This is a genomic window from Haladaptatus marinus, from assembly GCF_051194195.1.
In genome coordinates this window covers 84,000-109,037 of record NZ_JBLZNK010000006.1, presented here as the reverse complement: position 1 = coordinate 109,037, position 25,038 = coordinate 84,000, and the positions used below count along the sequence as shown (strand labels likewise).

Below are 25,038 nucleotides of genomic sequence, written 5' to 3'. Positions count from 1 at the left end.
ACTTCTCTATTACAAATTAACCAACCCCATAAATAGTGTCACTAACATCCAAATAATCATAAGCAAATTTACAAGAACCAAAAATATATTGAACCCAGTCTGGATATGGTACACCATGCCATCCGAAACGGCGAAGAACAGTGGTAGAATTCAAACCGTGTTCAATCGGGCAGGGATTAGTAAAAGTCTATTAATCTCGGCTGGTCCCGTCCTTTTGCTTGAATTGCTATTTTTAGTAGGCCCACTTGCCATAATGTTTATGATTGCTACTATGGATATGGAAAATCTCACTTTGATTCCAAACTACTCCGCGAATAATTTCATTGCTGTTTTTACTGACTTCGTGAATAGAACTGCGTTCCTCAATACTACAACGATCTCCCTATTGACCACATTTACTGCAGCAATTGTGGCGTATCCGATTGCCTATTATATCGGTCAATACGGCGGTCGGTATAAGAATCAACTAGCAATTCTTATTATGATTCCATTTTGGACAAATTTCATTGTCCGTATTTATGGTTGGAAGATAATTCTTGGCTCAAAGGGAGTACTCAACTCGACACTGATAACCATTGGCGTCATTAATCAACCTATTGGTTGGTTGCTTAATACAAAATTCTCGATCTGGTTAGGGCTAACCTATCTATGGCTTCCATTTATGATTTTACCATTGTATTCAAGTCTAGAAAAAATTGATCGATCTATTATCGAAGCAGCATATGATCTAGGCGCTTCTCGATTTGCTGTGTTCCGGCGGATCATTCTTCCCCTGTCAATCCCCGGTCTGGTTGGTGGGACTATTTTTGTATTTATTTTCAGTATGGGTGCATACATTGTCCCAGCAATGCTAGGCGGTGGTGAACTATTCGTCGGAACCCGAATCGCCTACGAGTTTGGAATTGGTGGTGATTGGCCTATCGGTGCAGCGATTGGGAGCATTTTGATGCTCATTGTTGGTGGTGTACTTTGGTCGCTGATCGGCTACGTCAACGTGGAGGAGATGTTCTAATGAGTCTAAAATCCGAACGACAGATCGAATCGGAGTGGTCATTAGCTTCGTTGTGGGCACCTGTTGAAAAGCATTGGATTCGGGCATGGACACTTCTTGTATTCCTATTTCTGTATGCACCAATCATTGTGTTATTCGCGTTCTCATTTGAGAAAGGGACGTTTTCCACGCTTCCCTGGAGTGGATTTACTCTCGAATGGTATAACCAACTCATAGGGAACCAAGTAATTCTACAATCTGCTATAAATAGCCTCTATGTTGGAAGTGTGGTAACAACTGTAGCAACCGTCCTAGGAACACTTGGAGCAATTGCACTTGTCCGGCACCAATTCCGATTGAAAAAAGCCTATCGAGTTTTAGTCATTGTTCCAATGACGATTCCAGGTCTCGTTCTTGGTATTGCTCTGTTAATGTGGTTCAAATTTATTGGCTTCAATACTTCTCTCATGACGGTAATGATTGGTCAGCTGGTATTCGTAACTCCCTTTGTGCTAATAACTGTCAGCTCACGCTTGCAAGGGTACGATCCAAAGTTAGAGGAAGCTGCTCGCGATCTAGGGGCTAGTAAATGGCAAACCTATCGCCGAGTGACTCTCCCGTTACTTCTTCCCGGAATCATTAGTGGAGCTCTATTTGCATTTACTCTCTCATTTGATGACTTCCTTATCGCCTTCTTTACGAGTGGAGTTGAGAATACGCTCCCAATATTCATTTGGTCAAAAATCCAACATGGGACCAGTCCTGTAATTAACGCAATAAGCACCGTCGTTCTAATTGTCAGTATCACGCTTGTAATATTGAGTGAAAAGCTGACACAATAATAGATTCTGTCCTATTCTATCTCCGCATCTTTATTTGAACCTTAGACAATCTATACTTGTTGGATTGTTCTATTACCTAATTGGAGAATAATATTTGAATTGAGTGCGAACATTTATTGTATATTATTCTGTAGGTGTTGTATGGAGATTTGGGAAGATCTTGAGTCTGATTATCGAGAACAGACTGGACAAAGTAAGAACGCGTACGATGAACTTTATCAACACATACCGGCAGGCGTCGCTAGTACGTTTAGAGCATGGTCGCCGTACCCTTTCATCGTTGACAAGGCCTCGGGAGTACATCTCCACGATCTAGATGGGAATTCATATCTAGATTTCGATATGAACAATGGAGCCGGCATGGTTGGTCATACTCACCCCGAAGTAACATCTGCCGTGTCAAACCAACTTGAGGAAGGAACGCTTTATACTCATCCACATGAACTGCTGGGTGAAGCAGCTAAGGAACTGAAAAAACGGTGGGATGCCGTTGACCTCGTTCGCTTTACCAATAGTGGTACTGAAAGCACGATGCACGCAATTCGTGTTGCGCGTGCGTACACAGGGAAAGATAAACTGCTCAAAATTGAAGGATCATACCATGGTGTCCATGATTACTGTTTAATTAGTAAATCAACTCCCAAGGGACAACTGGGCCATCCAAAGCAGCCATCAAAGGTAATCGAGAGTGATGGTGTCCCCGATGAAATAGCCGAAACAGTCGAAATTGCACCGTTTAACGATCTTGAAGCGATTGAAGCAATTCTTCAAGACAATGTGAACGAAATCGGGGGCATCATTGTGGAACCAATTGTGATGAACGTCGGCGTTACACAACCGTATCGGAAGTTCCTCACGGGACTTAGGGAAATCTGTGACGAGTACGGAATCGTCTACATCTTTGACGAAGTAAAGACCGGAGTAAAAGTTGCACCAGGTGGTGCTGCGGAGTACTATGATGTCGAACCGGATCTTGTGACCATGGCGAAAAGCATTGGTGGTAACTTCCCAGTTGGTGCCTTCGGTGGACGTGAAGAAATCATGCGCATCATAGAAGACAACACAGCCCACTATGGAACCTATAACGGTAATCCACTCGTCCTTCGTGCTGTGACGACAGTTCTTCGTGATGTTCTTACCTCTGATGCATATGATCATGTGAACGACCTTGGTGAGAGACTCGCCACTGGTTATGAAGATATCATGGAAGACACTGGAATTGTAGGACACGTGTCAAATGTGAACTCACAGGGGACAATCCACTTCACTGATAATGAAATCAGTGATTATCGTGACTTCTTGGAGCATATTGACACAGAGTTCCACGAAAACTACTGGTTCGCTATGCTCAATCAAGGTGTACTTCCACATCCACATGACGCCTCTCAGCAGTGGACAATCAGCGTTCAACACGAACAGGAAGATATTGATGAACATCTTGAAGCGTTCAAAAATATCGCACCACGTCTCGCTGATGAACAACAATCCGTCTAGAAGGACGTATTAAAGCGTCTCGACGTATTGATCACGTTCCCAGTGACTCACGTGGTTTCGAAATTGCCTCAGTTCTTCTTTTTTTGTTGCTGTATATCCCCGAATTAGGTCCGCTCCAAGAATTTCTTTGAGAGCGGTATCCGACTTTAAAGCATCCAATGCCAGTTCAGGAGAGCGTGGCAGCTCAGGACGGCAGCCAGTTGGATCGCCGACTACTGGGTCACTTGGTTCCAGCTGTCGCCTCATGCCGTCAATTCCCGCTGCTAGTGTACTTGCAATCACGAGGTAGGGGTTTGCGTCTGCACTCCCAATTCGGTTTTCGATTCGTGGTGTCCCATGCGGAATTCGCAGTGCAGTCATCCGATTGTCCCATCCCCACGAAGCTGTGTATGGTGCAAACCCTCCCGGTTTGTATCGTTTGAACGAATTTAAGGTGGGTGTTTGAAGTGCAGCTAATGCTCCTGCATGTTCTAACAGTCCCCCGATGAAATAGCGACCAAGATCTGATAGCTTCTCTTTTCCATCCGTAAAGACGTTTGTCGTATCATCAAATGCGCTGACGTGGAGATGGTATCCACTTCCTGCACGGTTCGAATATGGCTTCGCCATAAATGTTGCTTCTTGGCCACAGACACGAGCAGCCTGTTTCACCAATTGTTTGAAATCAAATGTAGTATCTGCTTGCTCCAATGACGAACCATATTTGAAAAGAATCTCCAATTGGCCTGCTCCGTGTTCGTGCTGTAGTGAATTAAGAGATACATTGTAGTTTCTTGCCCATTCAACAAGCGTATCATAGAATGTTGAAACTTCCTCTGTGGCTAAGGTCATACATTCGTGCTTTGACGAGGTTGCTGGTTGGTAGCCTTCTTGTGTTTCATCTAACAAATAGAACTCAAGCTCACTCCCGACAAAAAAGTCGAAGTCAAACGAACAGTCAGCAAGAACTCGTTTCAAGGCAGTTCGCGGTGCGGCAGTCACTGGTTCAGCGTTATGCTCAAAGTCACAGATCACACGTGCGGCGTTATCTCGCCATGGGATCAAGCTGAACGTTGATGGATCAGGTTTGACGGTTCCATCGCCGAAATCAATTTCTTTCCCGTAACCTGTATTTTCGGGGACGTCACTTTGCGGAGTCTGAAAAAGAAGTAAGAGATTCATGGGGAAACCATCTTCCCAGTTGTCAAGGAAATAGTCTGCTGTCAACTGCTTGGATCGAGAGATCCCATTTATATCTGAGAATTCAATATTCACATGTTCTATTCCTTTGTTACGAATGACTGTCTCCATCTCGGAGGCTGATTGTTCGGTCATAATTTGTGTGGATTGCTGGCGTGAGCCGAGGTAGCATCTATACACATGTAGACATTGTATTTGTATCCTGCTTTTGTTGGTAGAAGAGATGAAACTAGCTTGGTATAATTTTGCTCAAATTAGAACGTCAATCAAAAACACTATGATTTATTGTCTCTCATCCACAAAAAACGTGTATGATACTGGTTCTCGACGACGAAGTCCGACCGGATTATCGATATCTTGGCCCAGAAATTGATCACCATCTCCCAGATGCTGACTATCAGGTCTATGCAGACGAACCATTTGAACCATCACTCGAAAAATATACTGGCGTTGTTATTAGCGGAAGCACGGCGAGCGTATATGATCAGAAACATGTAGATTGGGTTGGTCAACAATCTGAATTGGTTAAGAAGTGTATCGACCAAAAAATTCCTTTACTCGGTATCTGCTTCGGGCATCAACTCATTAACGCGGCCCTCGGTGGAACCGTCGAAAAAGACCATCGACGCTCAACTTTTGTCGAAATGACCTGGCAAACAGACGACCCTATTCTCGAAGGTGTTTCCGATGTCGTTCCTGTTCTCCACGCTGATCTGGTAACCGAAGCGGGTTCACAAATGGAGTCTATCGCAGCAACTGAATACAGTGATTGTTTCTGCAGCCGGCATACTCAAGCACCTGTCTGGACTGTACAGTTTCATCCCGAGTTCACTAAGCGAGTTCGTGATCGACCAAGTGACTGGTCTGATGGTGAGCATTCATTTATAGATTCAAATGCGACACGGGTTCTCGATAACTTCGCTCGATATTGTCAAGAGAATTAAACTGGGTCAAAATTGTATCTCTGAACTCTTTCCTCAAACTCAACTATGTGTTGCGAATTGCGGTCACTCCATTAGGTACCGTCCCGTCCTTTTTCCATCCACGGCGCGAATAGTAATCATCAAGTGCTGAATCCAATCCTTCTATTTCGTACGGCAATGTATCGTCTGTCCTATCAAAACCTCGTTGATTGTTGAAATGGCGCTCGAGATCAACTATTTGACTTCCAATCTCTAAGAGATCTTCATAATCAGCGTCGAGAAGATTTTCATAGCGTTCACGATTCAAATAGCTCCCTGAAAATTTACAAATTATTCCGCTATCATTGATCGCATTTTCGTTTTCAGCATCGATAAGCAGGGAGGCTTTCCCAGCAACGCCAGTTGGATCGATTGCATCTTCTTTACTCACTAACGGATATTCATATGAATACATCTCTGCATACATATGATCTGCTCCGCGATTTGCTGTCGCAAAACTAAGTCCCTGGCCATTCAACCGGCGTCCATCGTGAGCAGGGAATTCCATTCCCTTCGAAGTCCAATCTTTCACCCCGAGCTCGTCGGCAAATCGATTGATTCCTTCTGCAAGAAGATCTCCTTCTTCTTCGCGATATGCGATCTTATGTAGTAGTTCATGGACGAGTTCGACATTACCAAATTCATCTTCTGCTTTTAGATATGCGGCGACCACATCACCAGCACTGATGGTGTCAAGTCCAAAATTGTCACAGAGATCATTCGATTTCATGATCGCTACGATATCATCTACCATGGCGTTTCCTCCAAACGCCATAACCGTCTCATATTCCGGCCCTTCTGTTTCCAATCCCGTTTTCTCATCCTTTGTAGGGAGCTTACAAGCAAAAGCGCAATTTGAACATGTTCCCCGCGTATGCTTTTTTTGCTCTACTGCTTCGCCTCCGATTTTGTCGGCGCCTTCAAACGATTGCTTTTCAAAATAACGAGTAGGGAAGGCATCCATTTCATTCGCAAGTGCGGTAACGCTGGTTGTTCCCTGCCGTTTCATAATATTGTCATCGGTTGCTGCCTCTCGATGGACGTCCATCTGAGTTGATGAGATATCTATCTCTGGTGGAGACTGCCCTGCAAAACTAACTGCTTTCACATTCTTTGAACCGAGTACAGCACCAAGCCCGCCTCGACCAAATGCTCGATGACTCGTCGTCATCACCGCAGCGAAACGGACACGGTTTTCACCTGCAGGGCCGATTGCGACTAATTGATCTTCACCAAGGTCACGCGTTTTTTCGAAATAGTCTCCTGTTTCATCAATTGTCGCCTCATGAAGTTCAGGAACTGTTTCGAATTCTACATTCTCATCCGTGATATGTATTGCAAGTAAATCATCAGCACTTCCTGTGATTTCTACTGCACTATAACCGGTGTCTGTAAAATTACGAGAAAGGTAACCACCAGCATTCGACGATAGCAACCCATCGGTTAATGGTGAAATGCTAGTGCAATTCATTCGGCCGGTAAAACTCATGTTGGATATTTGCATCGGGCCTGTGGTAAAGAACAAACTATTCTCTGATCCGAATGGGTCTGCATCAAATGGTATCCGCTTATGAGCTAATTTAGTGCCAACACCGCGACCTCCAATAAAGGACTGCAAAATATCATCAATTGGTTCTATGGTTGCCGTTTGCTCTCCAACGTCGATCGTTAATAGCGACCCTCTTGCGTGTAGCATTTGATAATCAATTAATTATTGGATGCTATAAAACCCCATGCTAAATAGGATCTAGTTTAAAATTAAATCGAAAAATTAAATCACGGTCAGACTATACCGACTATTCTGAACTGCTTCTTATAGATGTCGAATTCTGTGGCTGAATTTCCTCCTTGATAACCGTTCATTCAAATGCCGTGGAAATCGCGGCCTCGAGAGTATCTAAGGCTTGTTCAAGTTCAAATTGGTCTGCAATTAGTGGTGGCGAAATAATAATCTGAAAGCCTGGCCGACCACCGCCGAACAGAACTCCTCGCTCGCGAGCTTCTTCTAGGACATCAGTAACAGGATTTGAGCCATCATCGACACGTGGATCATTAAAGGCCTCTCCAGTTTCTGGATCTGCAAATTCAATACCCCATAGATAGCCACGACCGCGAATATCACTCACAACATCATAGGTCGCTTCGAGATCTTGTAGGCCTGTACGGAGCGTTGCTTCTTGAGTAGCAACGTTCTCGATAACGCCGTCAGCATAAACATTCAATGCAGCTGAACCAGCTGCACAGCCAACAGGATGACCACCAAAGGTTTGCCCGATATCGAAACCATTTGATTGTACAAATGATGCTAGCTCAGGAGTAACAATAACGCCGGCAAGTGGTGCATATGCACTTGTAATTCCTTTCGCGAAGGTAATCATGTCAGGTTGGACATCCTCGGTTTGTATTCCAAACCAATCCCCACAGCGACCGAAGCCGGTAATCACTTCATCAGAGATCAAGAGGATATCATACTCATCGCAGAGATCTCGAACATGTTCAAAATAGCCTGGCGGAGCGGGGAAGGCACCACTCGTCCCGGCAATTGGTTCTGTTAATATTGCGGCAATTGAATCAGGGCCTTCATTTCTGATAACGAACTCTAGATGCTCACCCGCCTGCCTTGCAAGCTCCTCGGGATCATTTGTATCAAACGCTTTTGGAATTGGCGGTAAGAATTTCGCCGCACCTGAAGTTGCCGCATGGCGTTCAATCGTCGCACGCGTCTCTGGATCACCTGTTAAGGCACCGGCACCATATGTCCCACCGTGATACGATCGCCAGCGTGTGAGGACAGTGGGGGCATCTTGATATTCTCGAGCAATTTGGACGGCAGTTTCATTAGCTTCACTTCCAGAGACTGAGAAGAATGTATTTGAGAGATTACCTGGTGCGACCTGAGCGAGTTTGTTAGCCAGCCTTTCGCGAGGGGGTGTGCGTTTTGCAGATGAAACATATGGAATTTGTCGAGCCTGCTCATCCATCGCATTAATTACTTCTTCATTGCTATGGCCTAAGTTCACACAATACAACTGAGAGCAAAAATCGAGATATTCGTTCTCCTTGTCATCCCAGACAGAGACTTCATTCCCTTCTACAATATTCAGTGGTTTGCTATTCGGATCATACCAATGGTGGATCGACTTCATATCGTCCTTGGTTGGTTCCTGTTGGAACATGGTGGCTAACTCTATTCCAGCATAATAAACCTTTATTCGAATATGATACGACAATAGAGTTAGAAAGTAGACCAAGTCCGAAGTTGCTGTTTTCTACTGGTCGTCTCTCCTGATCTGATGGTAATCAAAAATTTCAAATGCCCTATCCCGGTCTGATTCGTTAATCGGCGCTACTGGGAACCGAGATATTTAAGTAGCAATCTGAAACATACTATCGTATGTTTTCTCGCGTGAACGATTACGCGAAGCGTGTACGATAATGTTGCTTTCCATTGAGTTACCACTGCAATTAGAGACTGGTGCACAGCTTCTGAAACAACTACAACTTCTGATTTCTTCCATGGGGCCAGCGCTACTTATGCCGATAATTATCTTTTCACTCGGCGTAGTTGTTCGGTTACCGATATCCACCTCGATACGATCTGCCCTCCTCGTCGGCGTTGCATTCGTCGGTATTTTTGCAGTCTTAGAGTTCGTATTAGGCCCGATTGGGGAAACCGTCCAAGCGCTTGCAGCGGTTTGGGAGCTGAACCTTATCGGGCTGGATATCGGATGGGCTGCCGTTGCAGGATTCACGTGGACAATGGGGGTGACTGTCCTTGTAATCCCGCTTGCGTTCGGAGTAAACCTTCTTCTACTCGTATTCGGATGGACTCGTACCCTTGATGCTGATATCTGGAACTATTGGCAATGGGCGTTCAATGCAGCTGTTGTTTATTTGATTACTGGAAGCTGGGTACTAGGGCTTGCTGCTGCGATCATCACCGAGATTATCGTCCTGAGACTTGCTGATTGGACATCTGAACTCGCTCAGGAGTATTTCGACATCCCGGGGGCGAGTCTTCCACACGCACAGAGCGTTCTTCAAGCACCTTTTGCATTCGCCATAGACCGGTTCCTTCGGTCACTTCCGATCATTGGCACAATGAACGCGAGTCCTGATGCTCTCGAACAACGTATCGGCAGTCTCGGGAACCCGATTGTTTTGGGATTTCTCGTTGGACTGTTCATCGGCGTGCTTGCGCAACAGTCAGTGCTTGAAACGTTTCGAACAGCAATGTACGTCGCTGGACTGTTAACGTTACTTCCCCGAATGGTTGAACTCCTCGTTGAGGGACTTGATCCGCTAGTTGAACAAGCATCCGCTCGTGTGAACGGAAGCGAGCGGTTCAGAGGAGAAGAGATTGTAATTGGTATTGATGCAGGAGCGATTGTGTTCGCGGACACGACGGCTGTTGTTGCTGGACTCCTGCTTATCCCGTACGCACTCGGGCTCGCGTTTATCCCTGGTGTTGTCGTCATGCCATTAGCGGATCTCGTCACGCTACCAATGTTCTGTATGTGGGCCGCAGCAATTAGTCACGGGAATCTCGTTCGAACAGTCATCAGCGGTGGAATCATGACGACGATCGTCACTCTTGCAAGCACGCTCCTCGCACCCTACATCACTGAAATGGGCCACATAACTGGAGGACTCCAGTCTATCGATACGAACGGGTCTCAACTCGTCTCGGCACTGAGTGTGGGCGGAAACTGGTGGTCTCTCGGCCTCTTTGCCCCGTTAGGGATTCCGGATGACGTTAGCGGAATGGTGGCTATTGGAGGGATTATAGCCGCGTGTTTTACGTACATCTGTTACCGGTGGACAAGAGAGATGCCTGCTATCGTGGCTGCTAACAGCGATGGTAAGACAGGAGATGACTCCGAGAGCTCGACAGCGAACCAGCCAACGAAGACGAATATATGACCGACTACGCGACATCAATAGTGTATCTTTTGACATAAATGGTGTATTCAGCCTCCGAGTGAATATCTGTGGAATTCACTCCGTCTATAGTCGATTTAATCAATTCTGAGTATCAAATTCTCTCCCAACGATCGCAGTTGCGAAGTTCACGATTTAACTAAAGGCTGTTTATTCGCGTCAGTAGCAGGAGAAACGGGCTTTCTCCGCATCTAAACAATGCCCAGTGAATCTATTCAAATTGACTCACACGAAAGCCCGTCACTATCGGCATCAAGGCGGTGGGGATCGTTCGGATTTTGGTCGAGAACGGTCTGTGTTCTCGCGATGGAGGAGGAAATCGATTGCGAAACACCCATTCTACTATATTTATTGAATCACAGAGCGTAGTATCCGCATACACCTGACGGAGGTGTCCCGACATGGCTCACGGGGAACGATCGTCGACACCAGAACCCAAAGCACCAATTACAGACCAACCGACCTCCGACCGAACAGTCGGTGATTATATCCCACTTCTGTTCCCTGTAGGGGCTGTCCTTGCAGGAATTTCCCAAATTCTCCTCTGGAATACACCAGCCGTAGAAGCGTTCTTACTTGCATTCTTGGTAATTGTTGTTGGCCTCCAGGGGATTTGGGCCTTCCTAGGCCATTACTTCAGGCCCGATGAGATAGCAGCGTTCATCGGCTGGCCGTCAGGAAATCCATTCCAGAGAGAAGTCGCGTTTGCAAATCTCGCGTTTGGAACACTGGGTCTTCTCTGTGTCTGGTTCCGTGGTGGTTTCTGGATCGCAACGGCGCTCGGGATTTCAGTGTTCATGCTCGGGGCTGCCTTTGTCCATGTGAAAGAAATACGTGAAACAGGAAATCGAAGTCCTGGAAACGCAGGCCCGATTCTGTGGACGGATATTCTGACGTCGCTCGTCTTACTCGTATTGTTGACGCTCTATGTTCTATAACTTGGGCGGTTCCATCTTTTGATAAAAGCCCGTCAGTCCTCTCCTCAAGCCATTTGGGTAAACGCAGTTTTTCACGTGGAGACCAACTCAGAGATCTCATCGGACTACCGAGTGATCACCGCCAGAAACCCCGACTAAATGCCGATGTACTTTTGACGACCATCCAATTAGTGCACAACTCGACACTCCAAACACGAGGAGATCTGACTCGGTTCATCGAGACTTGCCTCCTTCTCGAGTACTTCTTTGGTCTTTTCATAAACCGGGTTGAAGCGTTCGGTTTGATCGATCATTAGGTGCGCCGCACTGGCGTCTGCCGCGTCGATCATCGCATCGGCTTCTGCCAATGATGTGCTGATCGGCTTCTCACAGAGAATCCACCAAGCACAATAATCGCGAATGCAATCAGCGTATATTGCTCACCGGCGGTGGCCGAGAACGCTGGGAAAATCAGCGTCAATAGATATCCAGTAATCCCGTCGATTGCAATCGCAATCCCGAAGGACAACGCCGATACCCGATGCGTATTGATGCTTAAGAACTTCGTTGCATCCCGATTCTGTATCATAGCTCGCATTGCCTTTCGGTGTCCATCTGATGCGCTCTCAACCCTACCCCAGTTCTCGTAGATGATCATCTCATATATACATAAATAAAAAATCATTGATCAACAATGTGGGCAGAAGTATAATTAATAATCGTGGTGCTAACTAGCTATGGTCAATGCGACCATCGATGTAATCGATCGTGGCGAATTGCAATGCGATCTGAACTACCTCATCGAGGGAAACACGCTTGGATCGCATTCGGATCCGAATCCAGACACTGACTATGTCGCAATTCCAGTGTTCAATCTCGTTATCGACCATCCAGAGGGGACTATTCTCTGGGACACCGGCAACCATGAGGACGCACTCGACGGCCATTGGCCCGACGGGTTGAAAGAGGCGTTCTATCCACACGACGTTGACGAACATACCCTTGAGGGTGACCTCGAAAACGCGGGATGGAGCCTCAACGACATCGACTACGTATTCCAGAGCCACCTTCACCTTGACCATGCGGGTGGTCTTCATCACTTCGACGGAACTGATACACCCGTATTCGTCCACGAAGAAGAAGTGAAATTTGCCTACTACTCGGCAAAAACTGAGGAGGGAAGTGCAGCATACGTCCTCGAAGATTTCGATCACGACCTGAACTGGCGAGTTCTCCATCAGGATCGTGAGACACATTTCGAGGACGTAGAGTTCGTTCGCCTACCGGGACATACACCCGGGTTGACTGGAACAGTCGTTCACCTCGACGACGAGGGCACCATCGCGTTCGCGGGCGACGAAATCTACCAAACAGAGAACTATGAAGACGAGACGCCGCTTGGGGCAGGTTTGCTGTGGAGTCATCGCCACTGGTTCCGAAGCCTTCAGACACTGAAGGAAATCGAGCGTGAACACGACGCGGAAATCGTCTATGGTCACGATCCTGATCAATACGAAGAAATTCAGTCGGGGTGGGGATAGATGGGATACGAACGTTCTGTGTCCGCACCGTCCCACGAACTCTCGCCGGAGACGGTCTGGCACATCCAAATGCCACAGATACGGTTTGGACGGGATGCGACCGAAGAGCTCGCATTCCAGCTCCGCGATCTCGGTGTCGATGAAGATGCCAACGGGCTCATCATTACAGACGAAGGACTCGTCGATGCCGGACACGTTGAGCGTGTTTCGTCCCACCTGATTGACGCGGGTCTAAAAGTCGATACCTACGATGACTCGGAGCGTGAACCCTCAGTCGAGGCCATTGAAGATTGTGTGTCGTTCGTTCGGGATCAAAAAGGCGATTCCGGTTACGATTATTACGTTGGACTTGGCGGTGGGAGTTGTATGGACACCGCGAAGGCCGTACGAACCGTCGTTGCCAACGGAGGGAGTCCACTCGACTATGTCGCCGAACCGACCGGCCAAGGAAATTCCATCACCGAATCCGGCCCGCCGCTTGTCCTCATGCCGACGACCGCAGGAACAGGTGCGGAGATCTCGCCGGTGGCTATCCTCTCCGTCGAAGAAAAAGACATTAAGGAGGGTATTTCAAGCAACCACATCCGGGCTGACGCAGCCGTTCTTGATCCAACGTTGACGACGACACTCCCGCCAGATTTGACAGCTAACACTGCGATGGATGCACTCGGACACGCGATCGAGGGATACACCACTCACGAATACGATTCCCTATTGCGACCATCCGACCCCGAAATGCGCCCGGTATATGCTGGCCGAACACCACTCACCGAGATGTTCTCAGAGAAGGCCATCGACCTGTTGTCGAGCAACGTCCGCACAGCTGTTCACAACGGTGATGATCTCGAAGCTCGTTCGAACATGCTTCAAGGGGCATTGTTTGGTGCCATTGCTGGGCTCACGGCCGGAGCGTCACTTTGTCACGCGATGGCCTATCCTGTAGGGAACCGTTATCACAGTTTCCACGGAGAAACAATTGCTGTCCTCACACCAGCGAGTAGCATCGATTACAACTCGGCAAGTAACCCCGAGCGGTTCGCACGCCTCGCGGAATTATTTGACGTGGAGACAACCGGGAAAACCAATCACGAAGCGGCAAAAGCACTGAAGACGCAGTATATTCAGCTCCAGCAAGATCTAAACGTCCTTCCGAGTGGGCTCACCGAACTAGCAGGTATAACGGAGGACGACGTGGACTGGCTGGCCGAGCAGACCGTCCAAACCCAAGAACGGCTTTTGCGGTGTAATCCGCGGCCGGTAACCGAGGAGAATGTCCATGACATTTTCATGGACGCACTTTATAACTGGAACGAATAGCGACTAGAATTGATACTCACGGATCTGATTCCATCACAGGAGAAACCAGAACCGCCATGCCAACTCCCATCTCCACTAAATCTATGACACAAACAGTCAACGAACTTCACAACGAAATTCGACAGGCTGTCGGGAGACACGAACGGATTGAATCGACAGCGTTCACGAAAGAAGTTCTTGCAGCACTCCGTACGAGATCGACACGAACAATCTACCATCTAAACCACAAATGCGGGCTGGAATCCTCTGGAAAATCGGCGAACTGGACGACGATAACCCAGAACACACGTCAAACCCGTTCCGAAAGGCAGAACTCAAAAAGATTGCAGCTGCACTGCAAGACAACGAGTAACCACGAACTTCCTCACCCACCAATAACAATGGTGTAGCCATTCAAACCCACCAGATCGGCTACATCTAACTCGTACTCACCGCTGGTAGTGTCTTATTGCATTCTCTTAGATGGATATTCCGACCCGAGAGGTCTACTCCGCCAGCATGACAGCGGGATCATGCCCTGTGTGGGCCGGAATTCGTGATGTTGTGGGTTGGATGGTAAGAGGGTAGCCGGTGTGACCTTGAGTTCATAGCTACCCTGTCGAGGGAGGTTTTGCTCCTGACTTCACTTCGACAGGTGGTGTGGTGGCCGAGGTTCCTCGAGCCAACTCAATCAATGGACGTACCGGAAAAAGATATTCTGACCAGTCTCTCAAAACCAAACTATAACCGTGATTCTCTACGGTGCCAATCGATTCTTCTGTCCCTTCAGCCTCTCCTCATAGTCCGCAAATGTGAGCGAACACCAGTCACTAGCTTCCCCAAGAACTTCCTCGGTCAGCTCTCGAATTCCCCATTGACTATTGGCTCCTGCCCACATATCGGTAACATTGATATCCGCCCATTCAACGTCAATTGTTTCTGACATCCGCGAAGGATTAGTTGACCGAAAACGGTTCCTAAACTGGCCTTTCGATTATTTTTGATTCGAGTTGGTCGATCGGTACGATTGGGAGCTTCACACGTGGTGGATATTCATCATTGTGATGGATCGTTTGCTCGGCAGTAACCATTTCACTCCCGCTAAGTCCTTCACCAGTGTTGAGATTCCGACTTTATTGTGGGAAATTACTACTCGACACTTCGAGTCGGTGACCTGCTTCGAAAACACGAGCTGTCGGCCACACTGCAATCTTCCAAGCATACACCTCTTCGGGGATAAGTGGCGAGATTTCAAATTGATATGCTCCTGCGCCTAAAGACGCGGGAATCCACGAAGTGGATATTACGCTTGCGCGTTTCCTCGGCTACCCACGAGGAGGGATAGGGTCTACAGAGAAAATGTTTGTGACCGGAAATCCAAATTATCTTGCTTAACGTCACTCTGTCTATTCTCTCGAAAGGGGAGTCGTCATACAATGAATACCGCCCCCACCGTTCGTCAACGCGTCTCGAGGAATTCCTGCCCCGTCTGGCAGGATCTCTACACCGAGTTCCTTCAGTTTCTCTATTGTCGGATTATTTTCGGGGTGATACTCACCGTCAGCGTCCGGTTCATAGAGCGGTAGAATCGTTTCGCTCTCAATGGTGAGGAAGTTTGTGGGCCATCGTTCGGACCACGAGACATCGACAATGTCGAAGCCTTTCTCTTCGGTCAGATAGTCGTAGAGGTTACTCGAATGGTCCTTTGCGTATTCGTCCCCATGTCTCTCATAGACATCCACGTTGGCTGTGCGTGCAAGATCTGCATCTAGAACTATCAAATCTTCAGAGACAATGTTCACCCACCCTAAGAGGTGCATTATCCGGGAGCCAGTATCATGTTCTTTTTGGAACTCTCGATCGGCTTGCAGGGGTGCACGGACAAGCACAAATTCATCGTACCCAACTGCACCACTATTCATTAGCTCTTGGCCGGCTGCGTAGCTTGTTCGGATTACGTGTTCTTTCCCGTCAAGATCTGCGGAAACTCCGAGGAGTGCAAACTCACCGGCTGGAAGGAATTCCCCGCCTTCTACGTGTTCATCCATTTCGTAGACGATATCGGCTTCAATTCCCTCCCACGCATCGCGGACGATCGGGACTTCCCGTTGCCGTACTGGCTCAAACATGTTACACAGAATGGGCCCTTTGTCCCCTAGAATCGTTGTATCCCGCTGAAAATACATATTCGAAAGAGGCTGATCGATTGCCACTGATGTTGAACCTACTTGCTCCTTCGGTTGTTGCATCGACACCTGCGCTAAGGCAAGGTTAAGTTTCTCTCTGGAGTTGAATGTCTCAATAATTGTCTCTACATCTGCTGACGAGTTGTCGTCCATTTCCGAGATAGATTCACGGATCAGATCATCAAGAGCACCCGCCGTTTCGAGATCGTCTGCCAGCTGGTGTACTTCCACACCTGCATCCTTGAGACATGTAGTAATTTTTTTATGTTCTGCACGGGCCCGCTCTGGAGGAATCATTTGTTCGAAGAGGTTAGTTTCATAGTCGAGCGTTCCAGCCCATACCTCGATCCCAGGAGTATGAACCCGAACAGCCGAGAGACGATCCCATTCTGCATATGCGGTATGTTCTCCCATACATCTCTATCGTCACACTATGCAAGTAAAAACCCATACTTCGTCGGTTTCTCTCGACAATGTGATTATCGAATTAATGGCCTGCACGTGCCCGAACCACGTCCACCGCAACGCCTACTGCAAGCACATGGCCGCTGTCGAGAACGGGATTTTGAGGCCTTCCCTTCAGACATAGACGAGAACGATGCTGAGCTTGATCGCGCGACTGTGACGACCTCTGTTGGTATACTCCCCAAAATATAATACAACAACACATCTACTATCAGACTAATACTGGCCGAAGCGGTTTTACGCGTGTTCTACCTGACATCGACACATGGCAGATTTAAATGCACACCATTTTGGTGTGACTGTGACGGAACTCGACCGGGCTGTGGAGTTCTATCGTGATATCCTCGATTTGACCGTTATAGACCAGTTTACCGTCTCCGGAACGTCGTTCTCGACAGCCGTTAGTGTCGAGGGCGCAACTGGAAGATTTGCGCATTTAAGCGCTGGGGGTGCGCGGGTCGAACTAATCGAATACGATCCAGCCGGAGAAAAACGGCCAGAAAATGCAATCAATGAGCCAGGAGCGAAGCATCTTGGACTTGAAGTCGATGACATCGACACATTTTTCGAGACTCTCCCGAAGAATGTCGAAACGCTAAGCAAACCACAGACAACAGAGAGCGGATCCCGGATCCTGTTCTTCCGGGATCCCGATGGAAACCTCATCGAACTCATCGAGAGATAACCATCCCCATCGGGTTTGCCACGGATTTTAGATTATCTGTATCGCAGGCGGGTAAGACCCCTTCCTCGACGAACGACCGAAGGGAGTGAGTAGGGAGGGGATACGCCCGCCGTCTTTGGTCACTTTCACAGTACGCCATAGCCTTACTCCCTTCGCGTTCGAAAGCGGGAGTACGATACTCACTACAATGCGTCTGGTGTTTGAATGCAAGAACACGCATGCGCCGAACGTGGTAGTCGAGTGTCCATCCGGTAGGAGCGGGACACTCCAAACCACTCGTAGAGGGAAGTCGCCTGCGGAGTCTGGAACCGCTGTGCCTTCGGGTGCACGTTCCGACACAGAAACAGGAAGCTCCGTCCTCAACAAGTGAGGGGCGGGTAGCCCCGAACGCGGTAGGGCGGAGTAGTTCACTGAGACGACTCATTCCTCTCAATTACTTAGTGATCATATCTACGACCTGTCCTGTATTCACTCCAAACTCTCTTGTTTCTTCGTTCCACCTAATTGTTATAAAAAGTAAACAGTAGGCCTCAATTCTTTTTAGAATTAGAGGCGTAGCCCTACGTGTATCGTGCGATAGACTACCGCGGTTACCATCAAAAGTGATCATGTCCACACAGCGCCATTCCCCGAATGGTGAAGCAAGTCCGTGTTTGGACGATAAACGCTATGCGATCGCTGTCACCACGAAAGCCGAAGGGATGGATATCGTCCTGCACGGGTTACAACGACAACGTGCAAAACGAATCGCAGCTCGGGAAAACCGAACCCGAGACGTAAACACGAACGTCCAACTCGTGCCAGAGAAAGATCTGGAACAACGTTAAGTTCAACTGAAACACCCCGCTAACGATTAATCGCAGCGATGCACCGTTTGACCGAGTGTTCGGCTGAGCACTCTCACGATATTTTAGTTGATTCACGCTTGGCAATGTCACGAATACGATGAGGCCGATCATAGCCCAACGTTCAACCGCTAAACGGACACTCTTGACACTTCGTAGCACTGTGAGCGATTCACTGCGCCAAAGTGGTGGCTTGTGTGCGAGGACTGCGGCGGTCGAATTGCCTGGTATCAGATGATGTCAATACTGCTCCCGGCACAACGCCATCTCTTAGCGTCTTCCCACAATTAGCAAACCACTTATCCATGTTCGACTGACACGCGAGGGTTGCCAAGCTAGGCCAACGGCGGTGGGCTTAAGACCCGCTCGCGTAGGCGTCCATGGGTTCGAATCCCATCCCTCGCACTTTTCTTCACATTGAACCCGAACGATATCGCGAGAGCAGTTTCAATTCGACAGACGTCTCTGCCATATGAATGGTGTCTTGACCTGCTAGACACATTTGGCGACCAATGCAACAACGTGCCCCAACGCCAGAAGATACAGCCGATCCACAGACAAACCCGCCGACTGACGTACTGTCCGAACTCCCACCAAGTGCAAAACTGGTCGTAAAGACTCTCGAATATAACGACAATGCGCTCACACCGGCTGAACTCGCCGATAGGACTCGACTCCCAGCCCGGACGGTTCGCTACGCGCTCACTCGACTCGAAGACCACGATCTCGTCAACTCACGCTTCTCGTTTGCTGATGCACGAAAACGCTGCTATTCTCTTGCCTTCGACTGATTACATACAACAGACATGTAGTGACACTACTGCTTTGTTGAGAATCTTGATCTTCTTTACATCGATGCCTCCAGACTCGTTGACATCGCCAGCGAGAGCCACGACAAGCCCGCAGATCACCACACTACGTGGTCTCCATCGACCCAGTCACCGGCGAACTGATGGCCTGCACCTGTCCGCATCACTCCTGTGACACCTCGGACAGAGGTGGTAGACTGCAAACCCTAATATTCCAACTCAGCGGTGCGATGTCGTGAGATTCCTCTGTCTTCAGGGTGAGGAGGATGTCAACCTCGCGAATGCAACGAGTAGGCGATTAGCAGAACTCCGAGGAACTGAAACAGCCGCGTGATGAGGGTAAGCGGTTGCTGATACTGTAAACTGAGGTAGCCCTGGCGAAGGAGCAATGAGCCGACAAAGGCGAAGCTGAACGCGACGGCCGTGAGAAAAAACAGGCCCATGGAGAGCGCTTGCATCGTTCGGCTGTCGTGGCGGCGATACCCACGGTAGGCTTGATATCCCACGTACCCTCCGATGAGCGTTGACCCGAAGGCGAGCGCGATGATAACCCAGTTAACAACAGCGGCCATAGGTGCCATTTCAGAGATCCTCCCACATCTTCTTGAAGCGGTCTGCGGTGTCGCTCTCCCCTTCTCCGGGGAATGATTCGTCAGTGCGCGTCACAGTTGCCTCGAAAGATCCGGTGTCCAACTCAATAGAGACCTCCGATAACGTGGCTGTATAGACGCTATAGTGGTTGTTGCTGGTTCGAATTTTGGTCTGTTCTTCGAGGAGCCCATGCGCTTGTAATCGGTCTACCCGGCGGTAGACTGTGGGTTTGGACATTTCACATTCGTCGGCAAGCTGTTGTGCGGACATTGGTTTGATACTCGTTGCTGCGAGGATTTCCCGGGCGTACTCGTCGCTGAGGACGTCGAGAAGCTCGCCCAGCGCAGGATCCTCACTCACGTTTCGGTCAAAAGACTGCCTGTCGGATTAATAGGTTCATGGGGTTTTGAACGGCGACAGTCGCGGCAACCGATTTCGCGAGTACGACAGGGCGGCACCGTGCTACTGTGGAGAGGCTGGTGCGTCAGCGGTGACTGCGATAGGAGGCATTGTGCTGTCAGAGGCCACATCACCATCCTACTGGTGTGGGTGCACATTGTTTGATTACCAGAGCCCATCGCATTTCGACGGACGAACCGTTGAATAATATAAAACCGGGGCGAGTTTCTGACCCAGAGAATCGCGCGGTTTTAGGCTGAACAGCCTACCGATCGCCCAACTTCGATCAAGCGGTCTATTTTGACTCCAGTTCCCCGGACAGTGTGGCCGTAGCCGTTGCAATTCCACGAGAGTGAGTTAGTTGGTCCGTAGTCGAGGGTCGCCGGCTGGCCGTCGAGCTTCAGATCCTGCTCGTCGGAATCGATGTCAAGGGTGTAGTTGAACTTCGCAACCGAGAGTTCGCGCCCGTCAGCGTTATAGCGGAGTCCAACCCCGTCGATGCGGCCGGTCGTTCGTGTAGCGTAGAGCAGTTCAAACGCGGGCGGCACAGTTGGATCCGGTACCGAGATCGAACTCTGGGCCTTTAAATCGGCTCTGCTTTGGTACCACTCCGTCTCAGGGGTGTCCGGCCGCCGTACTGTCGTATTGCTATCTATCTCGGGACGAAACGTGTCCGCCGCCGGCTGCACGTCGAACGTCATGTTCGTATACGTCGTTGATACCGACCGTCGGGTGCCGTTGGCGGTCCATGCCGTCTGCTTGTGCAGCGGGTAGAACCATTCTGTGTCGACCCATAGCCGTTGTCTATAGCGAGCCTCACTTTGGTTGGTCGCGGGGGTGATGTCGAGTACGTATGCATCTCGACCGCCTACAGTATCGGTCTTGACAAACTCGACGCTGTAACTACGGTTCGCGTCCACTTGGGCGGCGGCGCCAGTGTGCCGCGGCAAGACGGGTAACGGTGACACGCCTATGGATCGCGGTTTGCCTGCGTCGTCAGTCAGCCCAGCGGCCGTGACGAGCTGTTGGAGTTGGACAGCCTTTTGCGAATCGGTCGGTGGTCCCGTCAACTCGATCGCAGTGACGTTGTTTTTGTCGATATCGTGGAGCCAAAGCGTCGATCCGTTCGAAACCTGTAGATCGTATCGCCGGTTCGACGCGTTCTGGAAACGGATTCGTTTCCGGTCGGTTCCCGGGACGAGCGTGACGGTGGCGACGTTTCGAGATGTGATGGTGCCGTTCGTCCGCATCGTGACCGTCTGTGTTCCAGTAAATGCGTCGATGGAGCGGTAGCGCTCGGTTACATTGGCGTCGACCGAGGGGTTTGCGTTTCCTATTGTACCTCCTGTGGCCCAGAGGACTGCGGGAACTACGACGCTGAGGAGCAATAGTGCGACGAGTGTGTGCCGCTTGAATCGGGATAACGACCGGATCATACTAATAACACGCTGAATGAAGGTTTAATTGCGTATCGAATAATTGGCGGCGAAATAACTCTCTAGCGAGCAGGCTGCACGGGATAACTTTATTAAAAAGCACGGTTCATTGTATCCACTGGATAAGAACGTCTGAAAAACTGTCCGCAACCATTTAAACACTCATAGGTATGGGGCAAAACAAGTATAGATCAACTACATGTACTATCTATACCGAAATCGGAATTTGGACACAGTAACGGCCATGCATTCACGAAGAACACAGGAAATGAAACTACAACAATGACACACCGACTAACCGAATGGAACGTACCGAACAGGGTGTTGTTCGGTCGTGGAGCAGCCGAAGAAATTGGCTCGTACTTCGACCAGTTTGATGCCGAACGAGCGCTCATCGTGACCGACGAGGGTGTTCGCAATGCGGGCGTCCTCAAACCTATATTTGATTCGATCGAATCAGCTGGGAAGGATTACGCGATTTTCGACGGCGTTCAACCCGATCCGACAGATACAGTCGTTCACGAAGCAGCAGATGCCTACGACGACGCCGACGCGGATCTTGTCCTTGGAATCGGCGGCGGGTCGTCGCTTGATACTGCGAAGGCTGCATCGATCGTCGCGACGAATGGCGGTCATATCCTTGACTACAAGGGGAGCGGAACTGTTCCCCACGCAACCCCACCGAGTATCTACATTCCAACCACATCTGGAACAGGCAGTGAAGTCGGTCACTGGTGCATTGTGAAGGACTCCGAGACCAATGTCAAAGAAGAGATCGGGGACGTGAAACTCCTCGCTGATCTTGCGCTCATTGATCCAGATTTAACTGCGAGTGTCCCACCTGCGGTGAAATCGGCGACCGGAATGGACGTTCTGACACACGCAGTTGAGGCATACGTTTCAATTAAAGCACAAAGTCAAACCTCTGCAATTGCCCTTGACTCGATCGAGAAAGTCGGCAATAACCTTACCCGCGCTGTCGAGTATCGTAACGGTGATGTTACCGCGCTCACAGCGATGGCCAGAGCGAGCATGCAAGCTGGTATGGCATTCAACGGCGCCGGATTAGGTGCGGTACATGCGCTCTCTCACCAGATTGGTGGCCAGTTCGGCGTCCCACACGGATTGGCCAATGCAATCCTTCTCCCGTACGTAATGGAGTACAATTTGCCGCAAGTACCCCAGAAATTCTGCGAAATAGCCGAAGCTCTGGGCGAGCCTATCGACCGCAACAGCCGGGTTCAATTAGAGGCATTCAAGGCAATTCGTGCAGTCCGCGAACTCGGTGACTCGGTTCACATCCCTAATACGTTGGCTGCTACTGCTGCGGAACGCAATGCAATCCCGGAGTTGGCAGAGCAAGCACTCGAAGACGGAAGTCTCACCGGTAATCCACGGATTACGGATCAAGACGACATGGAGCAAATCTTAGAACGTGCATTCGATGGGGTGTTAGAGTACAAATCGAGATTGTAATACAAACGACAGTATACGAGTTTGGCGTCGTTTGGGTAAAGTTCGATCCAACTGCTGTGTTCTCTTTCTTTGTTGTCACTGTTGGCCGATAGGTTACTCACATGGAGGACTTTTGCTTTGCTTGGCTGTGCTCCCGGTCAGTCGCTACATAGACAATCCGTGGTTCGGGTGAGATTGACGACTTCCTCATGGAGTTTCGTCGCAAGTTGACAGATCGTTTGGACACGGTACTCACCAGCGATACCCACGAACGATGCTTCAATGATCACTGTATAGTGACCATTGCGATCGATGAGGAATTGTGCAGCATCAAGCAATCGACAGGCCTTCCGCAGTTGAAGGATGGTCGGGTCGGTCACGAATTCCAATCCCGTTTCTGGATTGTCGGGTGAGCGTTGAAATGCGTCTTCAGCATTAGCGAGTGCGTTCTCGATCTCTTTCGATGTCATTCATTCCCTCCGAAGATTTCTTGCTTGATGTCCTGGAGCATGTCTGTTGTGTAGAGTTCGACCCCTTCTTGGAAAACCGGTCGAAGATCTGCGCCTCGGCGGCGGGCACTGGCAGGTGATTCAACGAAGGTTTCAAACTCGTATCGCTGCCCGTCGATTACCTGTGCTTCGAGATCTGATTTGATTTTCGAGATTGTTCGTCGTGTGGCCACGAGTTCGTCGTCGTCAGCCAGCACGAACAGATCGATATCGCTGACGCGATCCGCCTCGCCTCGTGCGACGCTACCAAAGCAAACGATGCCAGCAATCGAGGAGAGTTCCTCGGTGACGCGGTCTCTGAATCGTTCGAGTGGTTGTCGGAAGGTCGACTGGGGAATTTCCAGTAGTGGGTCGTCGGCTTCATGCAGTTGATTGTCGTTGATTTGGTAGAGCGATTTCCGCCCGACGTCGCGACGCGTGATCAACCCAAGTGCGGAAAGCAGTGTGAGTGCCTTTGAGACGCTTGGGCCGCCGAATCCGGTGAGTGTCTGTAACTCACGATTTGAGAATTCTTGTGTCGGGTTTTGAGCTGTAATTTCGAGGATATCGTCCATCGCTTCATACCTGAAAATCTGTTCGTCTGGCAATGGGAGGCGTAACTCTACACGCATACTGTTATATGTGGCATAAACGTTTACATCTCATATATCGGTTGTGCCTGTGGTATCGAGTAGCTCTGTGGGCAAGTCAGAGAGCAACCAGTCAGCACGTGCCCCCTGCACCGCCAGCCGCTCCAGCACCAGCACAGCTTGCTGCACTCGCGCTTGCACTCGCCGCTGCCGTTGTCCCGGCAACGATGATGGCTGCATTGTTCGTCTGACTATAGTTTGTACACTCGCCCCACGCAACTGGGGCGATCTCATCGTCAATATCGTCTGCAGCAAATACAGCGTCACGCAGATTCGCGAGCGTAAAGCCGGCGTCAGTTGCGTACCGGTCAACGAGTTCGTCCGTCAGAAGAACGCGCCGACACTCCTCTGCCTCGAAGAGCTTGTCGCCATCAAACGTGAATTGGATATCATAGTGGCGGACGAAGACATCGTCGAAAGGGGCTTGCATCGCGAGTGCAGCCTCGCCGACGAGATTCCACACGAGATCTTGGTCAGGATTTTCGACATCCTCTCCGAGAGAAAATCGAGCGATTGGCACGACGATTGGTTCTCCATCAGGTCCTTCGTTCACAACCGCAACGCCCGTTATACCACAGTCGTCGACGGCGTAGCCACCACGCTCGACTGCCTCGTGGAGCGCTTCATCTGCATTGTTTTGTCGCGATTCTAAATCGACTTGTTCGTCTGGCGTGCCACTGCCGAGGAGTCGTTCGAGTAATGAAGGCATTGTATCGGAATTATTCGTGTGTAGTATCTTTGCTATTTGGGTGGTGGAACGGCTGTTGACGAAAGTGAGTATGTTCCTCGAATTCATCAGCTCGACGACGCGCTTTTGACTCACAAGAGTAAATTTTTCTATCATCAAGTCGAAGTAAAAATCGATT

The 25,038-nt window shown here is 49.4% G+C and carries 25 protein-coding genes, 1 tRNA gene and 1 pseudogene; 15 read left to right on the top strand and 12 right to left on the bottom strand.

Annotated elements, in window-relative coordinates; all coding sequences use genetic code 11:
- Window positions 1-115 precede the first annotated feature (115 nt).
- The 3 genes from ACN2TU_RS20530 to ACN2TU_RS20520 all read left to right on the top strand — a co-directional run bounded on the left by ACN2TU_RS20530 (window position 116) and on the right by ACN2TU_RS20520 (window position 3,327).
- Complete coding sequence (locus ACN2TU_RS20530) at window positions 116-1,012, top strand: ABC transporter permease (protein ID WP_435158011.1); 897 nt, start codon at window positions 116-118, stop codon at window positions 1,010-1,012.
- On the top strand, window positions 1,012-1,833 hold the full coding sequence (locus tag ACN2TU_RS20525) for an ABC transporter permease (protein WP_435158009.1): 822 nt from the start codon (window positions 1,012-1,014) through the stop codon (window positions 1,831-1,833). Before ACN2TU_RS20530 ends, ACN2TU_RS20525 begins: the two co-directional genes overlap by 1 nt.
- A gap of 141 nt (window positions 1,834-1,974) precedes the next feature.
- Window positions 1,975-3,327 (top strand): aspartate aminotransferase family protein, encoded by a 1,353-nt coding sequence (locus ACN2TU_RS20520; RefSeq protein ID WP_435158007.1) that lies wholly within the window; start codon window positions 1,975-1,977, stop codon window positions 3,325-3,327.
- A 9-nt stretch (window positions 3,328-3,336) separates the two neighbouring features.
- On the opposite strand, the gene ACN2TU_RS20515 is transcribed toward ACN2TU_RS20520, so the two are convergent.
- Window positions 3,337-4,641, bottom strand: a complete 1,305-nt coding sequence (locus ACN2TU_RS20515) for a glutamine synthetase family protein (protein ID WP_435158006.1) — start codon at window positions 4,639-4,641, stop codon at window positions 3,337-3,339.
- 176 nt (window positions 4,642-4,817) lie between these two features.
- On the opposite strand from ACN2TU_RS20515, the gene ACN2TU_RS20510 reads away from it, so the two are divergent.
- Window positions 4,818-5,450, top strand: coding sequence for a type 1 glutamine amidotransferase (locus tag ACN2TU_RS20510; RefSeq protein ID WP_435158004.1), 633 nt, complete (start codon window positions 4,818-4,820; stop codon window positions 5,448-5,450).
- A 43-nt stretch (window positions 5,451-5,493) separates the two neighbouring features.
- On the opposite strand, the gene ACN2TU_RS20505 is transcribed toward ACN2TU_RS20510, so the two are convergent.
- The gene (locus ACN2TU_RS20505) at window positions 5,494-7,164 is read right to left on the bottom strand and encodes an aldehyde ferredoxin oxidoreductase family protein (RefSeq protein ID WP_435158002.1); all 1,671 of its coding nucleotides are present in this window, start codon (window positions 7,162-7,164) and stop codon (window positions 5,494-5,496) included.
- Window positions 7,165-7,327: 163 nt separating this feature from the next.
- On the bottom strand, window positions 7,328-8,644 hold the full coding sequence (locus tag ACN2TU_RS20500) for an aminotransferase family protein (protein ID WP_435158000.1): 1,317 nt from the start codon (window positions 8,642-8,644) through the stop codon (window positions 7,328-7,330).
- 259 nt (window positions 8,645-8,903) lie between these two features.
- On the opposite strand from ACN2TU_RS20500, the gene ACN2TU_RS20495 reads away from it, so the two are divergent.
- Window positions 8,904-10,391, top strand: a complete 1,488-nt coding sequence (locus tag ACN2TU_RS20495; RefSeq protein WP_435157998.1) for a PTS transporter subunit IIC — start codon at window positions 8,904-8,906, stop codon at window positions 10,389-10,391.
- Window positions 10,392-10,810: 419 nt separating this feature from the next.
- Window positions 10,811-11,347 carry a DUF6790 family protein gene (locus tag ACN2TU_RS20490; protein ID WP_435157996.1) on the top strand — a complete coding sequence of 179 codons (537 nt, stop codon included), beginning with the start codon at window positions 10,811-10,813 and terminating at the stop codon, window positions 11,345-11,347.
- 325 nt (window positions 11,348-11,672) lie between these two features.
- Here ACN2TU_RS20490 and ACN2TU_RS20485 read toward each other — a convergent pair whose 3' ends face one another.
- Window positions 11,673-11,915, bottom strand: a complete 243-nt coding sequence (locus ACN2TU_RS20485; protein WP_435157994.1) for an ABC transporter permease subunit — start codon at window positions 11,913-11,915, stop codon at window positions 11,673-11,675.
- A 148-nt stretch (window positions 11,916-12,063) separates the two neighbouring features.
- On the opposite strand from ACN2TU_RS20485, the gene ACN2TU_RS20480 reads away from it, so the two are divergent.
- The 3 genes and pseudogenes from ACN2TU_RS20480 (at window position 12,064) to ACN2TU_RS20470 (ending at window position 14,536) form a co-directional block, all read left to right on the top strand.
- Complete coding sequence (locus tag ACN2TU_RS20480; RefSeq protein WP_435157992.1) at window positions 12,064-12,867, top strand: N-acyl homoserine lactonase family protein; 804 nt, start codon at window positions 12,064-12,066, stop codon at window positions 12,865-12,867.
- Window positions 12,868-14,184, top strand: coding sequence for a hydroxyacid-oxoacid transhydrogenase (locus ACN2TU_RS20475; RefSeq protein WP_435157990.1), 1,317 nt, complete (start codon window positions 12,868-12,870; stop codon window positions 14,182-14,184).
- Between the two features lie 83 nt (window positions 14,185-14,267).
- A pseudogene (locus tag ACN2TU_RS20470) lies at window positions 14,268-14,536 on the top strand (hypothetical protein).
- Window positions 14,537-15,296: 760 nt separating this feature from the next.
- Here ACN2TU_RS20470 and ACN2TU_RS20465 read toward each other — a convergent pair.
- Together ACN2TU_RS20465 and ACN2TU_RS20460 are read right to left on the bottom strand one after the other, a co-directional pair.
- The gene (locus ACN2TU_RS20465; RefSeq protein ID WP_435158419.1) at window positions 15,297-15,467 is read right to left on the bottom strand and encodes a CocE/NonD family hydrolase C-terminal non-catalytic domain-containing protein; all 171 of its coding nucleotides are present in this window, start codon (window positions 15,465-15,467) and stop codon (window positions 15,297-15,299) included.
- 102 nt (window positions 15,468-15,569) lie between these two features.
- Complete coding sequence (locus ACN2TU_RS20460) at window positions 15,570-16,763, bottom strand: arginine deiminase family protein (protein WP_435157989.1); 1,194 nt, start codon at window positions 16,761-16,763, stop codon at window positions 15,570-15,572.
- A 19-nt stretch (window positions 16,764-16,782) separates the two neighbouring features.
- Here ACN2TU_RS20460 and ACN2TU_RS20455 point away from each other — a divergent pair, with 19 nt between their 5' ends.
- From ACN2TU_RS20455 to ACN2TU_RS20435, 5 genes are all read left to right on the top strand, one after another.
- On the top strand, window positions 16,783-16,938 hold the full coding sequence (locus tag ACN2TU_RS20455; protein ID WP_435157987.1) for an SWIM zinc finger family protein: 156 nt from the start codon (window positions 16,783-16,785) through the stop codon (window positions 16,936-16,938).
- A gap of 141 nt (window positions 16,939-17,079) precedes the next feature.
- Window positions 17,080-17,499 (top strand): VOC family protein, encoded by a 420-nt coding sequence (locus tag ACN2TU_RS20450; RefSeq protein ID WP_435157985.1) that lies wholly within the window; start codon window positions 17,080-17,082, stop codon window positions 17,497-17,499.
- Window positions 17,500-18,152: 653 nt separating this feature from the next.
- A complete protein-coding gene (locus ACN2TU_RS20445) occupies window positions 18,153-18,326 on the top strand; it encodes a hypothetical protein (RefSeq protein ID WP_435157984.1) in 174 nt (57 codons plus the stop codon).
- 338 nt (window positions 18,327-18,664) lie between these two features.
- A tRNA-Leu gene (locus ACN2TU_RS20440) sits at window positions 18,665-18,749 on the top strand.
- A 107-nt stretch (window positions 18,750-18,856) separates the two neighbouring features.
- The gene (locus tag ACN2TU_RS20435) at window positions 18,857-19,135 is read left to right on the top strand and encodes a winged helix-turn-helix domain-containing protein (RefSeq protein ID WP_435157983.1); all 279 of its coding nucleotides are present in this window, start codon (window positions 18,857-18,859) and stop codon (window positions 19,133-19,135) included.
- A 287-nt stretch (window positions 19,136-19,422) separates the two neighbouring features.
- Here ACN2TU_RS20435 and ACN2TU_RS20430 read toward each other — a convergent pair whose 3' ends face one another.
- From ACN2TU_RS20430 to ACN2TU_RS20420, 3 genes are all read right to left on the bottom strand, one after another.
- A complete protein-coding gene (locus ACN2TU_RS20430; RefSeq protein WP_435157981.1) occupies window positions 19,423-19,734 on the bottom strand; it encodes a DUF7521 family protein in 312 nt (103 codons plus the stop codon).
- A gap of 1 nt (window position 19,735) precedes the next feature.
- A complete protein-coding gene (locus ACN2TU_RS20425; protein WP_435157979.1) occupies window positions 19,736-20,104 on the bottom strand; it encodes an ArsR/SmtB family transcription factor in 369 nt (122 codons plus the stop codon).
- A 290-nt stretch (window positions 20,105-20,394) separates the two neighbouring features.
- Complete coding sequence (locus ACN2TU_RS20420) at window positions 20,395-21,579, bottom strand: LolA family protein (protein ID WP_435157977.1); 1,185 nt, start codon at window positions 21,577-21,579, stop codon at window positions 20,395-20,397.
- A gap of 282 nt (window positions 21,580-21,861) precedes the next feature.
- On the opposite strand from ACN2TU_RS20420, the gene ACN2TU_RS20415 reads away from it, so the two are divergent.
- Entirely contained in the window at window positions 21,862-23,055 is a 1,194-nt protein-coding gene (locus ACN2TU_RS20415) for an iron-containing alcohol dehydrogenase family protein (RefSeq protein WP_435157975.1), read from the top strand.
- A 137-nt stretch (window positions 23,056-23,192) separates the two neighbouring features.
- Here the strand turns inward: ACN2TU_RS20415 and ACN2TU_RS20410 are convergent, their stop codons facing one another.
- The 3 genes from ACN2TU_RS20410 to ACN2TU_RS20400 all read right to left on the bottom strand — a co-directional run bounded on the left by ACN2TU_RS20410 (window position 23,193) and on the right by ACN2TU_RS20400 (window position 24,881).
- Window positions 23,193-23,504, bottom strand: a complete 312-nt coding sequence (locus tag ACN2TU_RS20410; RefSeq protein ID WP_435157974.1) for a DUF8154 family protein — start codon at window positions 23,502-23,504, stop codon at window positions 23,193-23,195.
- Complete coding sequence (locus ACN2TU_RS20405) at window positions 23,501-24,154, bottom strand: nucleotidyltransferase domain-containing protein (RefSeq protein ID WP_435157972.1); 654 nt, start codon at window positions 24,152-24,154, stop codon at window positions 23,501-23,503. The genes ACN2TU_RS20410 and ACN2TU_RS20405 overlap by 4 nt, the downstream gene beginning before the upstream one ends.
- A gap of 91 nt (window positions 24,155-24,245) precedes the next feature.
- Window positions 24,246-24,881, bottom strand: coding sequence for a hypothetical protein (locus ACN2TU_RS20400; protein WP_435157971.1), 636 nt, complete (start codon window positions 24,879-24,881; stop codon window positions 24,246-24,248).
- Window positions 24,882-25,038: the final 157 nt, after the last annotated feature.